Here is a 14,482-nt window from a genome sequence, read left to right on the forward strand (position 1 = left end):
TAGAATATCGACGGCGGTCTATTCGCTATTCGCTATTCGCTATTCGCCTTTGCGCGAGAAGGTCTGACGAATGACGGCTGAACTGGAAGCTCTCGGCGCGAAGATCAGCAGCGCCTTGCCCGGCGCGATTGCGGCCGTGAAGATCGCCTATGGCGAACTCACGCTGACCGTCGCGCGCGAGCGCTGGATCGAGACCGCGACTTATCTTCACGACGACCCCGACTGTCTCTTCGTCAATTTCGTCGACGTTACGGCGGCGGACTATCCTGAGCGCGAAGAGCGTTTCGAGGTCGTCGCGCATCTCCAGTCGCCGAAGCACAATCGCCGCATCCGCATCAAGACACCGGCCGCGGAAGACACGCCGGTCGACTCGCTGGTCCCGCTCTTCCCCGGCGCGGACTGGTACGAGCGCGAGACTTACGACCTCTTCGGCGTCATCTTCTCCGGCCATCCGGACCTGCGCCGCATCATGACCGATTACGGTTTCGACGGTCATCCGCTGCGCAAGGATTTCCCGATGTCGGGCTATGTCGAGGTTCGCTACGACGACGAGCGCAAGCGCGTCGTCTATGAACCAGTCCGTCTCCAGCAGGAATACCGCAATTTCGATTTCCTCTCGCCGTGGGAGGGCGTCCAGTACAACCTTCCGGGCGATGAGAAGGCGAAAGGGCAGTCGTAAATCGGCAGTCGGCAATCGTGAGGCGGCGGGTTGGTTCAGCGGTCAAACGACGAAGGCATCAGATCGTATCGCGATCTACGCGTATGGAAGGAAGCAATGGATCTCGCGGTTGAATGCTACGGATTGACCAAAGGGTTCCCGAAGGAGGAAACCTTTGGCCTGACGTCGCAGATCAGGCGTGCAGCCGCTTCCATCGCCGCGAACGTCGCGGAAGGTTACGGGCGTGACAGCCCCGGCCAGTATGTGAACTTCCTACGCGTGGCGCAGGGCTCCCTCAAGGAGCTCGAAACCATGTGTTGCTCTCAAATAGGGTTGGCTTCGTCGCCGATGGGCGCGCGGAGGCGATACTCTCCAGATCAGAAGGCATCGGAAAAATGTTGCGTGGCCTGATCAGATCAATCCAGCGATCAACAAGTCCGACTGCCGAAGCCCGACTGCCGAAGCGGAGCGCGACCAATGAATGATCAAGCCGTCGCCCCCGCCAAGCCCGAAGCCCAGGGCATGCGCAACTTCAACATCAATTTCGGCCCGCAGCACCCCGCGGCTCACGGCGTTCTGCGCCTGATCCTCGAACTCGACGGCGAAGTCGTCGAGCGCGTCGATCCGCATGTCGGCTTTCTCCATCGCGGCACCGAGAAGCTGATGGAGGCGCGCACCTATCTGCAGAACGTGCCTTATTTCGACCGGCTCGACTATTGCGCGCCGATGAATCAGGAGCACGCCTTCTGTCTCGCGATCGAGCGCCTGCTTGGGATCGAAGCGCCGCGCCGCGCCCAGCTCATCCGCGTCCTTTACGCCGAGATCGGTCGTCTGCTCTCGCATCTCCTGAACGTCACCTCGCAGGCGATGGACGTTGGTGCGCTCACCCCGCCGCTGTGGGGCTATGAGGAGCGCGAGAAGCTCATGGTGTTCTATGAGCGCGCTTGTGGCGCGCGTATGCACGCCAATTATTTTCGTCCCGGCGGCGTCGGCCGCGACCTTCCGGATCAACTCGTCGAGGATATCGGCGCTTTCTGCGATCCTTTCCTCAAGGTTTGCGACGATCTCGAAGGCCTCTTCATCGAGAACCGCATCTTCAAGCAGCGCAATGTCGACATCGGCGTTATTACGCTCGAAGACGCGTGGAAATGGGGTTATTCCGGCGTGATGGTGCGCGGCTCCGGCGCGGCCTGGGATCTGCGCAAGGCGCAGCCTTATGAGTGCTACGAGGAGATGGCGTTCGACATTCCCGTCGGAAAGAACGGCGACTGCTACGACCGCGCCGTCATCCGCATGGAGGAGATGCGCCAGTCGACCTTCATCATGAAGCAGTGCGTCGAGAAGCTGCTGTCGGAAACCGGCCGCGGGCCGGTATTGACGCAAAACCACAAGATCACGCAGCCCTCGCGCCCCGAGATGAAGCGCTCCATGGAAGCGCTCATCCAGCATTTCAAGCTCTTCACCGAGGGCGTCCACGTTCCGGCCGGTGAAATCTACGCCGCGGTCGAGGCGCCCAAGGGGGAATTCGGCGTCTATCTCGTTTCGGATGGCGGCGACAAGCCGTATCGCTGCAAGATCCGCGCGCCGGGCTTCGCGCATCTCTCGTCCATGGATTTCATGTGCAAGGGCCACATGCTCGCCGACGTCTCGGCGATCCTTGGCTCGCTCGACATCGTCTTCGGGGAGGTCGATCGGTGAGTTTGATCCTTTCCCCAACCCTCCCCTTTGCAAGGGGAGGGAGCCAGGCGGCTGCCGCATTTCTCCCTCCCCCTGAAAGGGGGAGGGTCGGGGTGGGGGTCAGCCTCCGTTCGCATCCGGATCGGGAGGCGAGCATGACGCGCTTCGACCGAACGCGCGCCAAGACGGAGCGCGCTCGCCAATTGCGACGCGACATGACCGGCGTCGAGAAGAAGCTTTGGAGCCGCCTGACCAATGCGCAGCTCGGCGTTTCGTTTCGCCGGCAGCATCCCATCGGACCCTATTTCGTCGACTTCTATTGCGCGACGGCGCGACTGGTTGTCGAACTCGATGGCGATCAGCATGGCTTCGATGCGGGGCTGGCGGCGGATGTGCGCCGCACCGCTTTCCTGTCGAGCAAAGGACTGCGCGTCCTTCGGTTCTGGAACAACGAGGTTGTGACCAATATTGACGGCGTCGTAGAGACGATCTGGCTCGCCGTTCAGCCGTTCCTTTCGAACTCGACCCCCACCCCGACCCTCCCCCTTGCAGGGGGAGGGAGTGAGCCAGTGGATTAAAATAATGTCCGTCCGTCGTCTCGCCGAAAAGCAGCCCGAGAGCTTCGAGTTCACCGACGCCAACAAGGCGTGGCTCGAGAAGCAGATCGCCAAATATCCCGACGGCCGTCAGGCCTCGGCGGTGGTGCCGGCCCTGTGGCAGGCGCAGAAGCAGCATAATTACTGGCTGCCGCAGGCGGCGATCGAGAAGGTCGCGGAACTGCTCGGCATGCCGAAGATCCGCGTCCTCGAGGTCGCGACCTTCTACACCATGTTCAATCTCGAGCCGGTCGGCAAATATTACATCCAGCTCTGCGGCACGACGCCCTGCATGTTGAGCGGTTCGGACGACCTCATCAAGGTGCTCGAGCGCAAGGTCGGGCCTCAGCGCGAGGTGACGGCCGACGGCCTGTTCTCCTGGCTCGAAGTCGAGTGCCTCGGCGCCTGCTGCAACGCGCCCATGGTGCAGATCAACGATGATTATTACGAGGACCTCACGGCCGAGAATTTCGAGAAGCTTCTCGACGATCTCGCCGCAGGCCGTCCTGTGAAGACGGGCTCGCAGAAGGGTCGCGTCTCGTCCGAGCCCGAGGGAGCGCTCACCAGCCTCGCCTCGCTCTACGGTCAAAAGTAAGCGGAGGGAAAGAAGACGATGCTCTCCGATTCAGATCGCATTTTCACGAACCTCTATGGCCTCGGCGACCGTTCGCTCGCCGGCGCCCGCGCGCGCGGCCAGTGGGCCGACACCAAGGCGCTGCTCGCCAGAGGCCGCGACAAGATCATCGAGGAAGTGAAGGCCTCGGGCCTTCGCGGCCGCGGCGGCGCCGGCTTCTCGACGGGCCTCAAATGGTCCTTCATGCCCAAGGAAGTCGATCCGAAACGGCCGCATTACCTCGTCATCAACGCCGACGAGTCCGAGCCCGGCACCTGCAAAGACCGCGAGATCATGCGCAACGACCCGCATACGCTGGTCGAGGGCGCTCTGGTCGCGTCTTTCGCGATGGGCGCGCATGCCTGTTATATTTATGTGCGCGGTGAATTCATCGCCGAGCGCATCGCGCTTCAGAAGGCGGTGGACGAGGCCTATGAGGCCAATCTCATCGGCAAGAACAACGTCCACGGTTATCCTTTCGACCTCTACGTTCATCACGGCGCCGGCGCTTACATTTGCGGCGAAGAGACGGCGCTGATCGAGAGCCTCGAAGGCAAAAAGGGCATGCCGCGTCTGAAGCCCCCGTTCCCGGCCAATGTCGGCCTCTACGGTTGCCCGACGACGGTGAATAATGTCGAGTCGATCGCCGTCGTTCCGACGATCCTGCGTCGCAGCGCGAGCTGGTTCGCCGGCATCGGCAAGCCCAACAATACGGGCACGAAGCTTTTCTCGATTTCCGGCCACGTCAACAAGCCGTGCAATGTGGAGGAGGCGATGTCGATCTCCTTCCGCGAGCTCATCGACGCGCATTGCGGCGGCGTTCGCGGCGGCTGGGACAATCTTCTCGCGGTCATCCCGGGCGGCTCGTCGGTGCGCTGCGTTCCCGCGCATCAGATCATCGACTGTCCGATGGATTTCGACAGCCTCGTCAAGCTCGGCTCGGGTCTTGGCACCGCCGCGGTGATCGTCATGGACAAGTCCACCGACATCATCCGCGCGATCGCCCGCCTTTCCTATTTCTACAAGCATGAGAGCTGCGGCCAGTGCACGCCCTGCCGCGAGGGCACGGGCTGGATGTATCGCGTCGTGCAGCGCATGGTCGAAGGCCGCGCGCATAAGAAAGAGATCGACATGCTCTTCGACGTGTCGAAGCAGATCGAAGGGCACACCATCTGCGCGCTCGGCGACGCGGCGGCCTGGCCGATCCAGGGCCTCATCACCCATTACCGCGAGGTGATCGAGCAGCGCATCGACCAATATACGGCCAATCCGCATCCCGAGCCCGTGCGCGAGGCTGCGGAATAAGATGAACCTGCGCGTCGAGACTTCGGAGATAGCGAAGTGACAAAAATTCTCGTCGATGGCGTCGAAGTTGACGTGCCGGCCGAATTCACGCTGCTTCAGGCATGCGAGGAGGCGGGCGCCGAAGTGCCGCGCTTTTGCTACCATGAGCGCCTGTCGATCGCCGGCAATTGCCGTATGTGTCTCGTCGAGGTGAAAGGCGGCCCGCCGAAGCCGACCGCCTCCTGCGCCATGTCCGTCAGGGATCTGCGTCCGGGCCCGAACGGCGCGCCGCCGGAAGTCCTGACCAAGTCGCCAATGGTGAAGAGGGCGCGCGAGGGCGTGCTCGAGTTCCAGCTCATCAACCACCCGCTCGACTGCCCGATCTGCGATCAGGGCGGCGAGTGCGACCTGCAGGATCAGGCGCTCGCTTACGGCGCCGGCCGCTCGCGTTTTTCCGAGGACAAGCACGCGGTCGAGAATAAATATATCGGGCCGCTGGTGAAGACCGAGATGACGCGCTGCATCCACTGCACGCGCTGCGTCCGTTTCACCGCCGAAATCGCCGGCACGAGCGACATGGGCGCTACCGGCCGCGGCGAGGATATGGAGATCACCACCTATCTCCAGACGGCCATGACGTCCGAGTTGCAGGGGTGCGTCTCGGATCTGTGCCCGGTCGGCGCGCTGCTGCCCAAGCCGCAGAATTTCCGGGCGCGTCCGTGGGAATATCAAAAGACCGAGACGATCGACGTCATGGACGCGCTCGGCTCCAATATCCGCGTCGATTCGCGCGGCCGCGAGGTCATCCGCATTCTCCCGCGCGTCAATGACGCGGTGAATGAAGAGTGGATTTCCGACAAGACGCGCCAGGTCGTCGACGGCCTCAAGACGCAGCGTCTCGACCGCCCCTATGTGCGCGAGAACGGCCGCCTGCGTCCGGCCTCGTGGAAAGAGGCCTTCGACCTCATCGCCGCCAAACGGAAGGCGACCGCTCCGGCGCGCGCCGGCGCCATTGTCGGCGACCTTGCCGCGGCCGAAGAAATCTTCGCGCTGAAGCTTCTGCTGCAGCATATCGGCTCGCCCAATCTCGATTGCCGTCAGGACGGCGCGAGGCTCGATCAAAAATTCGGCCGCGCCTCCTATCTCTTCAACGCGACGGTCGCGGGCGTCGAGCAGGCGGATTCGCTGCTCATCATCGGCTCCAATCCGCGCAAGGAGTCGCCGGTCCTCAACGCCCGCATTCGCAAGCGCTGGCTCAAGGGCGGCTTCAAGGTCTCGCTAATCGGCGAAAAGGCCGATTTGACCTATGACTACGACTATCTCGGCGCGGGCCCGGATTCGCTCCTGCATTTCATCCAGACGGGAAAGCCGGCCGGCAAGCTGCTGGTGATCGTCGGGCAGGGCGCGCTGTCGCGTCCGGACGGCGACGCCGTTCTGGCGCTCGCAGCCCAGGCGGCGCAGAAGCTCGGCGGCGTCTCCGACGGCTGGAACGGCTTTTCGATGCTGCATACGGCGGCGTCCCGCGTGGGCGCGCTGGATATCGGCTTCACGCCGGCGCAAGGCGGACTCGACGCGCAGCGGATGGCGAAGGCCGGCGCCTTGGACCTGCTTTTCCTGCTTGGCGCGGATGAAATCGCGATCGAGCCGGGCGCCTTCGTCGTCTATATCGGCACGCATGGCGATCGCGGGGCGCATCGCGCCGACGTGATCCTGCCGGGCGCGGCCTATACCGAGAAATCGGGCCTTTACGTCAATACGGAAGGCCGCGTGCAGCTCGCGTCGCGCGTCGTCTTTCCGCCGGGCGAGGCTCGCGAAGATTGGGCGATCCTGCGCGCGCTGTCGGCCGTTATCGGGCAGGCGCTGCCTTTCGACTCGCTCACCGAATTGCGCAAGAAGCTCGTCGAGGCGCATCCGCATTTCGCCCGTATCGATCAGATCGAAGCGGGGGAGGCGGCGGACATCGCCAAGCTCGCCGGCCATTCTGCGGTCGCGATGAAGGACCCCTTCGTCTCCGCGATCGCTGATTTCTACCTCACCAATCCGATCGCGCGCGCCTCGGCGGTCATGGCGGAATGCTCGGCCCTCGCGCAGGGCAAGCTGGCCCAGGCGGCGGAATAGGAGCAAAGACGTGAGCGATTGGATGAACGCCATCACCGCTTATCTGGCCGAAAGCCCTGTTCTGCTCGCCATCATCAAGAGCGTGCTGATCGCGGTCGTTCTGCTGATCTACGTGGCCTATGTCATTCTCGCCGACCGCAAGATCTGGGCGGCCGTGCAATTGCGCCGCGGACCGAACGTCGTCGGACCCTGGGGCCTGCTGCAGAGCTTCGCGGACTTCATCAAATTCGCGATCAAGGAGCCGGTCATCCCCGATACGGCGAATAAGGGGATCTTCCTGTTTGCGCCCTTCATCATGGCGACGCTCTCCATCGCCGCCTGGGCGGTGATTCCCGTGTCGGACGGCGGCTGGGTCGTCGGCGACATCAATGTCGGCATTCTCTATATCTTCGCGCTGTCCTCGCTCGGCGTTTACGGCGTGATCATGGGCGGCTGGGCGTCGAACTCGAAATATCCGTTCCTCTCGGCGCTCCGCTCCGCCGCGCAGATGGTGTCCTACGAGGTCTCGATCGGCTTCGTCATCATCACCGTGCTGCTCTGCGCCGGTTCGCTGAACCTCACCGACATTGTGAGGGCGCAGGACACCGCCTACGGCATGGCCGGATGGTATTGGCTGCGCCTCTTCCCGATGTTCGTCATCTTCTTCGTCTCCGCGCTCGCTGAAACGAACCGTCCGCCCTTCGATCTTGTCGAGGCCGAGTCGGAGCTCGTCGCGGGCTTCATGATCGAATATTCGGCGACGCCTTATGTGCTGTTCATGCTCGCCGAATATGTGGCGATCGTGACCATGTGCGCGCTACTGACGATCCTGTTCTTCGGCGGCTGGCTGCCGCCCGCCAATATCGCGCCCTTCACCTGGGTTCCGGGCGTGATCTGGTTCATCCTGAAGGTCAGCTTCTTCTTCTTCTTCTTCGCCATGGTGAAGGCGTTCGTGCCGCGTTACCGGTACGATCAGCTGATGCGGCTGGGCTGGAAAGTCTTCCTGCCGATCTCGCTCGTCATGGTTGTCATCGTCGCCGCGGCGCTGCAGTTCGGCCCCGGCCTGATCGCGAGCTAAGCCATGAGACTGGACCAAGCCGCCAAGTCGCTCTTCCTGTCGGAATTCGTCAGCGCCTTCTGGCTGTCGATGCGCTATTTCTTCAAGCCGAAGGCGACGATCAACTATCCGCACGAGCGCAATCCGCAGTCGCCGCGCTTTCGCGGCGAGCATGCGCTGCGCCGTTATCCGAACGGCGAAGAGCGCTGCATCGCCTGCAAGCTCTGCGAGGCGATCTGTCCTGCTCAGGCGATCACGATCGAAGCCGGCCCGCGCCGCAACGACGGCACCCGCCGCACGACGCGCTACGACATCGACATGGTGAAGTGCATCTATTGCGGTTTCTGCCAGGAAGCCTGCCCGGTCGACGCGATCGTCGAGGGGCCGAACCAGGAATTCGCGACGGAAACGCGCGAGGAGCTCTACTACACCAAGGAGCGCCTGCTCGAGAACGGCGCGCGCTGGGAACGCGAGATCGCGCGCAACATCGCGCTCGACGCGCCCTATCGGTAAGAACGACTGCGAGCCGCGCCAGAGCGGTTCATGATGAGAGGATGAGGCCGTGGCGGCTGTATTTTTCTACCTCTTCGCGACGATCATGATCGCGTCGGCCTGCGTCGTGATCTTCGCGCGCAATCCGGTGCATTCGGTGCTGTTCCTGATCCTCGCCTTCTGCAACGGCGCGGGTCTTTTCCTTCTCGCGGGCGCCGAATTCCTGGCGATGCTGCTCATCGTCGTCTATGTCGGCGCGGTCGCGGTGCTCTTCCTCTTCGTCGTCATGATGCTCGATGTCGATTTCGCGGAGTTGAAGCAAGGCTTCGCCAAATATCTGCCGCTCAGCGCCGGCGTCGGCGTCGTCATCCTCGCCGAGCTCGGCATGGTCGCGGTCGGCTGGCAGCCATCGGGCGAAGCCAAGAACCTGCTCGAGACCCCGATCGCCGCGAATGTCTCCAACACTGCTGCGCTCGGCCAGGTGCTCTATACGAAATATGCGATTTTCTTCCAGACGTCGGCGCTGGTGCTGCTCACCGCCATGATCGGCGCCATCGTGCTGACGCTGCATCACAAGCCGAACGTCAAGCGCCAGAAGATCGCCGAGCAGAACGCGCGCAACGCCAAGAATGTCGTCGAGATCAAGAAAGTTCCGTTCCGGACGGGCGTCTAACGAGGAAAGTCCATGACCATCGGCCTTACGCATTACCTCGTCGTCGCCGCCATTCTGTTCACGCTCGGCGTCGCGGGCATCATCCTCAACCGCAAGAACATCATCGTTATCCTGATGTCGGTGGAGCTGATCCTCTTGTCGGTGAATCTCAACTTCGTCGCCTTCTCGCAGTCGCTGGGCGATCTCGTCGGTCAGGTGTTCGCGCTCTTCGTGCTCACCGTCGCCGCCGCCGAGGCGGCCATCGGCCTCGCGATCCTCGTCGCCTTCTATCGCAACCGCGGCACGATCGCGGTCGAAGACATCAATGAGCTGAAGGGCTGATCCAAAGCGATGATCCAAGCAATCGTCTTCCTGCCGCTGCTCGGCTTCCTGATCGCGGGCGTCTTCGGGCGCAAGATCGGGCCGCGCCCTTCGGAGCTCGTCACGACGGGCCTGCTTTTCGCGTCCGCGGCCATGTCGTGGATCACCTTCTTCGACGTGGCGCTCGGCCATAGTCAGGGCGTGACGCCGGTGCTCGCCAACTGGATGACGGTCGGCGCGCTGAAGGTCGATTGGGCGCTGCGCGTCGACACATTGACGGCGGTGATGCTCGTCGTCGTCACATCGGTGTCGAGCCTCGTGCATCTCTACTCGATCGGCTACATGCACGAAGACCCGTCGCGTCCCCGCTTCTTCGCCTATCTGTCGCTCTTCACCTTCGCCATGCTCATGCTGGTGACGGCGGACAATCTGGTGCAGATGTTCTTCGGCTGGGAAGGCGTCGGCCTCGCATCCTACCTTCTGATCGGCTTCTGGTACGAGAAGCCTTCGGCCTGCGCCGCCGCCATCAAGGCCTTCGTGGTCAACCGCGTCGGCGATTTCGGCTTCGCGCTCGGCATCTTCCTCATCTTCCAGCTGACGCAGTCGCTCTCCTTCAACGAGGTCTTCGCCGCCGTGCCGGGCCTCGCGGACAAGCCGGTCCATGTCTTCGGCATGGATGTCGACGCGCTGGAAATCGCCGCCTTCCTGCTATTCATCGGCGCCATGGGCAAGTCCGCCCAGTTCTTCCTGCACACATGGTTGCCGGACGCGATGGAGGGCCCGACCCCGGTCTCGGCGCTCATTCACGCCGCCACCATGGTGACCGCGGGCGTCTTCATGGTCGCCCGCCTGTCGCCGATTTTCGAGCATGCGCCGCAGGCGGCGGCCTTCGTGACGGTTATCGGCGCCGTGACGGCCTTCTTCGCGGCCACGGTCGGCCTCGTCCAAAACGACATCAAGCGCGTCATCGCCTACTCGACCTGTTCGCAGCTCGGCTACATGTTCGTCGCCGAAGGCGTCGGGGCCTATTCGATCGGCGTGTTCCATCTCTTCACCCACGCCTTCTTCAAGGCGCTGCTGTTCCTCTGCGCCGGCTCGGTCATCCATGCGATGCATCACGAGCAGGACATGCGTCACATGGGCGGGTTGTGGAACAAGATTCCCTTCACCTTCACCATGATGACCATCGGCACGCTGGCGATCATCGGTTTCGGCGTGCCGCACACCTCGATCGGCTTCGCGGGCTTCTTCTCGAAGGACGCGATCATCGAGGCGGCCTTTGCCGCCAGCCAGCACGGCTCGGCGGCGATGATCGGCTTCGTCTCGACGGTGGTCGCGGCCGGCCTGACGTCCTTCTATTCCTGGCGTCTGGTGTTCATGACCTTCTTCGGCAAGCCTGCGGGGGAGGCCGAGGCGCATGGCCACGACGCGCATGGTCATGACGATCACGCGCATGCGGCTCATGGTCATGATGATCATGCGCATGACGATCATGGTCACGGCCATCACGCTCCGCACGAATCGCCGGTCGTCATGCTTGCGCCGCTCGCGGTGCTGGCGCTCGGCGCGGTGGCGGCGGGTTACGTGTTCGATCCCTATTTCGTCGGTCACGACTATGACGAATTCTGGAAGGGCGCGCTCTTCACCGGCGAGCACAACCACATTCTGCACGCCCGTCACGAGATCCCCGACTGGGTCGGTTTCGCGCCTTTCGTCATGACGGCGCTCGGCTTCCTCGTCGCGTTCTACGTCTACATCCTCAAGCCGGGAACGGCGCAGAAGCTCGGGGCCGCTTTCCCGCGGCTTTACCAGTTCCTGCTCAACAAGTGGTATTTCGACGAACTCTATGACGCCATCTTCGTGAAGCCCGCCTTCGCGATCGGGCGTCTGTTCTGGAAGGGCGGCGACGGCGCCATCATCGACGGGCTCGGTCCCGACGGCGTTGCGGCCCGCGTCGCGGACGGCGCCAAGATCGCCGTGCGCCTCCAGACCGGCTATATCTACAACTATGCCTTCGCCATGCTGATCGGCGTCGCCGCCATCATCACCTATTACGTCGCCGGAGGGCTGCGCTGATGTTCGGGTTCGGCATTCTTACCGGCCTTACGTTTCTTCCGCTCGTCGGCGCCGCCTTCCTGCTGACGCAGAAGGGGGAGGACGAGGCGACCCTGCGCAACATTCGCTGGGCGTCGCTCCTCACGACGCTCGCAACCTTCGCGCTGTCGCTTTACGTCTGGACCGGCTTCGATCCATCCAACCCGGCCTTCCAGTTCGTCGAGGAGAAGAGCTGGTTCGGCTCCGGCCTGACTTATAAGATGGGCGTCGACGGCTTCTCCATGCCGCTGCTGCTCCTCACCACCTTCATCATGCCCTTCTCGATCCTCGCCTCTTTCGAGTCGATCACGAAGCGCGTGAAGGAATATTTCATCGCCTTCCTCGTGCTCGAGACGTTGATGATCGGCGTCTTCTGCGCGCTGGATCTCGTGCTGTTCTACCTCTTCTTCGAGGGCGGCCTCATTCCGATGTTCCTCATCATCGGCGTCTGGGGCGGCAAGCGGCGCGTCTATGCGAGCTTCAAATTCTTCCTCTACACGCTCGTCGGCTCGCTTCTGATGCTGGTCGCGATCCTCGCGATGTACAATCAGGCGCATACGACGGACATCGCGGTTCTGCTGAAGACCGACTTTCCGAAGGACATGCAGATCTGGCTGTGGCTGGCCTTCTTCGCGTCCTTCGCAGTGAAGATGCCGATGTGGCCGGTGCATACCTGGCTGCCGGACGCTCACGTCGAGGCGCCGACGGCGGGCTCGGTCATTCTGGCCGCGATCCTGTTGAAGATGGGCGGCTACGGCTTCATCCGCTTCTCTCTCCCCATGTTCCCGGACGCGTCGGTGTATTTCGCGCCGCTCGTCTACGCCATGTCGGTGATCGCCATTGTCTACACCTCGCTCGTTGCGCTGGTGCAGGAGGACATCAAGAAACTGATCGCCTATTCCTCCGTCGCCCATATGGGCTATGTGACGATGGGCCTCTTCACGATGAATCCGCAGGGCGTTCAGGGCGCGATGTTCCAGATGGTTTCGCACGGCTTCGTGTCGGGCGCGCTCTTCCTCTGCGTCGGCGTCATCTATGATCGCATGCATACGCGCGAAATTTCCGCCTATGGCGGCCTCGTGAACCGCATGCCGGTCTACGCGTTCGTGTTCATGCTCTTCACCATGGCCAATGTCGGCCTGCCGGGCACAACGGGCTTCATCGGCGAGTTCCTTTCCCTCGCCGGCGCCTTCAAGGCGAATAGCTGGGTGGCGTTCATCGCCACGAGCGGCGTCATCTTCTCGGCGGCCTACGCGCTATACCTCTACCGCCGCGTCGTGTTCGGCGCGCTGGAGAAGGCGAGCCTCAAGGACATCATGGATCTGACGCCGCGCGAGATCGTGATTTTCGCGCCGCTGATCGCCCTGACGATCTATTATGGCGTGCTGCCGGGGCAGATCCTGACCTCGACGCAGGCCTCGGTCGATCACCTTATTCAATCCCACACGGCCTTTCTCGACGCGGTGAAGATCGCCGCGGCGGCCCACTGACGGACGGCGGAAAATGTCTTTCCTCGCAGAACTCGGACATCACTTCCTTCCCGAGGTCATCCTCGCCATCGGCGTGATGCTGCTGATCCTCATCGGCGCCTTTCGCGGCGAGAAGGGCTTCAGCCTCGTCGATGAAATCGCGACCGGCGTTCTCGGCCTTGCGATCCTCGCGATCGTCCTGTCGAGCAAGCAGGCGGATGTGGCCGTTTTCGACGGCGCTTATATCGACGACGCCTTCTCCCGCTTCGTGAAGGCGCTGACGCTGATCGGCGCCATGGCGTCGATCCTGCTGTCGGTCGACTGGCTCCAGCGCAACGGGCTCGAGAAGTTCGAATATCCGGTGCTGGTCCTTCTCTCGACGCTCGGCATGATGCTGCTGATCTCGGCCGACAATCTCATCGCGCTTTATCTCGGCCTCGAATTGATGTCGCTCGCGCTCTACGTCATGGCCGCCTTCGCGCGCGACGACGGGCGCGCCTCGGAGGCCGGGCTGAAATATTTCGTTCTCGGCGCGCTGTCCTCGGGTATGATGCTCTATGGCTCGTCGCTGCTTTACGGCTTCTCGGGCACGGTCTCCTTCGCCGGCATCGCGCAGGCCGTGACGGAGCATCCGCCGATCGGCGTGATCTTCGGCCTTGTCTTCGTCCTGGCCGGTCTCGCTTTCAAAATGTCGGCCGCGCCTTTCCACATGTGGACGCCCGACGTCTATGAAGGCGCGCCGACGCCGGTCACCGCCTTCTTCGCCTCTGCGGCGAAAATGGCGGCTGTCGCCATCACCGTGCGCGTCGTCATCACCGCCTTCCCGGCGATCACGACGCAATGGCGCCAGATCATCGTGTTCCTCGCCATCGCTTCGACGCTGCTCGGCTCCTTCGCGGCGATCGGTCAGAACAGCATCAAGCGCCTCATGGCTTATTCGTCCATCGGCCATATGGGCTTTGCGCTGATCGGCCTCGCCGCCGGCACAGAGGCCGGCGTCAGAGGCGTCGCGGTGTATCTCGCCATTTATCTTGTGATGACGCTCGGCTCCTTCGCCGCGATCCTCGCCATGCGCGTCAACGGCCGCAATGTCGAGAACATCTCCGATCTCGCCGGGCTGTCGCGCACCAACGGTCTCATGGCTTTCTTCCTCGCCATGCTGATGTTCTCGCTGGCCGGCATCCCCCCGCTCGCCGGCTTCTTCGCGAAATATTACGTGCTTCTCGCCGCGGTGGATGCGGGGCTTTATCCGCTCGCCGTCGTCGGCGTGCTCGCTTCGGCGGTCGCGGCCTTCTACTATCTGCGCGTCGTGAAGGTCATGTATTTCGACGAACCCGCGCCGGGCTTCGATCGCTCGCCTTTCGCCGTGCGCGCCATTCTTGCAGCGTCGACGATCGCGATGCTCGGATTCTGGCTCTATCCGGCGCCGGTCATGAATGCGGCGACGGCGGCCGCCAAGTCTCTTTTCTGAT

General features: G+C 62.7%; 13 protein-coding genes and 1 pseudogene. All 14 read left to right on the plus strand.

The genetic code is table 11. From position 1 onward, the window contains the following. Positions 1-70: 70 nt before the first annotated feature. Positions 71-679, plus strand: coding sequence for an NADH-quinone oxidoreductase subunit C (locus MMG94_RS00180; protein ID WP_016918448.1), 609 nt, complete (start codon positions 71-73; stop codon positions 677-679). Positions 680-775: 96 nt separating this feature from the next. After that, a pseudogene (locus tag MMG94_RS00185) lies at positions 776-1,143 on the plus strand (four helix bundle protein). Beyond that, positions 1,136-2,356: an NADH-quinone oxidoreductase subunit D gene (locus tag MMG94_RS00190; protein ID WP_016918449.1), complete on the plus strand. Its 1,221-nt coding sequence runs from the start codon at positions 1,136-1,138 to the stop codon at positions 2,354-2,356. The pseudogene MMG94_RS00185 and the gene MMG94_RS00190 overlap by 8 nt, the downstream one beginning before the upstream one ends. A 134-nt stretch (positions 2,357-2,490) precedes the next feature. Next, the gene (locus tag MMG94_RS00195; RefSeq protein WP_016918450.1) at positions 2,491-2,913 is read left to right on the plus strand and encodes an endonuclease domain-containing protein; all 423 of its coding nucleotides are present in this window, start codon (positions 2,491-2,493) and stop codon (positions 2,911-2,913) included. Between the two features lie 4 nt (positions 2,914-2,917). Beyond that, positions 2,918-3,526, plus strand: a complete 609-nt coding sequence (gene nuoE / locus MMG94_RS00200) for an NADH-quinone oxidoreductase subunit NuoE (RefSeq protein WP_016918451.1) — start codon at positions 2,918-2,920, stop codon at positions 3,524-3,526. Positions 3,527-3,544: 18 nt separating this feature from the next. Further along, entirely contained in the window at positions 3,545-4,849 is a 1,305-nt protein-coding gene (gene nuoF / locus MMG94_RS00205; protein WP_016918452.1) for an NADH-quinone oxidoreductase subunit NuoF, read from the plus strand. A 36-nt stretch (positions 4,850-4,885) separates the two neighbouring features. Beyond that, entirely contained in the window at positions 4,886-6,946 is a 2,061-nt protein-coding gene (nuoG, locus tag MMG94_RS00210) for an NADH-quinone oxidoreductase subunit NuoG (RefSeq protein WP_016918453.1), read from the plus strand. A 22-nt stretch (positions 6,947-6,968) separates the two neighbouring features. Further along, on the plus strand, positions 6,969-8,003 hold the full coding sequence (nuoH, locus tag MMG94_RS00215) for an NADH-quinone oxidoreductase subunit NuoH (protein ID WP_016918454.1): 1,035 nt from the start codon (positions 6,969-6,971) through the stop codon (positions 8,001-8,003). 3 nt (positions 8,004-8,006) lie between these two features. Continuing rightward, positions 8,007-8,495, plus strand: a complete 489-nt coding sequence (nuoI, locus tag MMG94_RS00220; RefSeq protein ID WP_016918455.1) for an NADH-quinone oxidoreductase subunit NuoI — start codon at positions 8,007-8,009, stop codon at positions 8,493-8,495. A gap of 49 nt (positions 8,496-8,544) precedes the next feature. Then, positions 8,545-9,147, plus strand: a complete 603-nt coding sequence (locus tag MMG94_RS00225) for an NADH-quinone oxidoreductase subunit J (RefSeq protein WP_016918456.1) — start codon at positions 8,545-8,547, stop codon at positions 9,145-9,147. Between the two features lie 12 nt (positions 9,148-9,159). Beyond that, the gene (nuoK, locus tag MMG94_RS00230; protein ID WP_016918457.1) at positions 9,160-9,468 is read left to right on the plus strand and encodes an NADH-quinone oxidoreductase subunit NuoK; all 309 of its coding nucleotides are present in this window, start codon (positions 9,160-9,162) and stop codon (positions 9,466-9,468) included. Between the two features lie 9 nt (positions 9,469-9,477). Continuing rightward, complete coding sequence (gene nuoL, locus MMG94_RS00235; protein ID WP_016918458.1) at positions 9,478-11,523, plus strand: NADH-quinone oxidoreductase subunit L; 2,046 nt, start codon at positions 9,478-9,480, stop codon at positions 11,521-11,523. Further along, positions 11,523-13,031, plus strand: a complete 1,509-nt coding sequence (locus tag MMG94_RS00240; protein ID WP_016918459.1) for an NADH-quinone oxidoreductase subunit M — start codon at positions 11,523-11,525, stop codon at positions 13,029-13,031. The genes nuoL and MMG94_RS00240 overlap by 1 nt, the downstream gene beginning before the upstream one ends. Positions 13,032-13,044: 13 nt before the next feature. Next, a complete protein-coding gene (gene nuoN / locus MMG94_RS00245) occupies positions 13,045-14,481 on the plus strand; it encodes an NADH-quinone oxidoreductase subunit NuoN (protein ID WP_016918460.1) in 1,437 nt (478 codons plus the stop codon). Position 14,482 lies beyond the last annotated feature (1 nt).

Source organism: Methylocystis parvus OBBP, assembly GCF_027571405.1.
GTDB lineage: Bacteria > Pseudomonadota > Alphaproteobacteria > Rhizobiales > Beijerinckiaceae > Methylocystis > Methylocystis parva.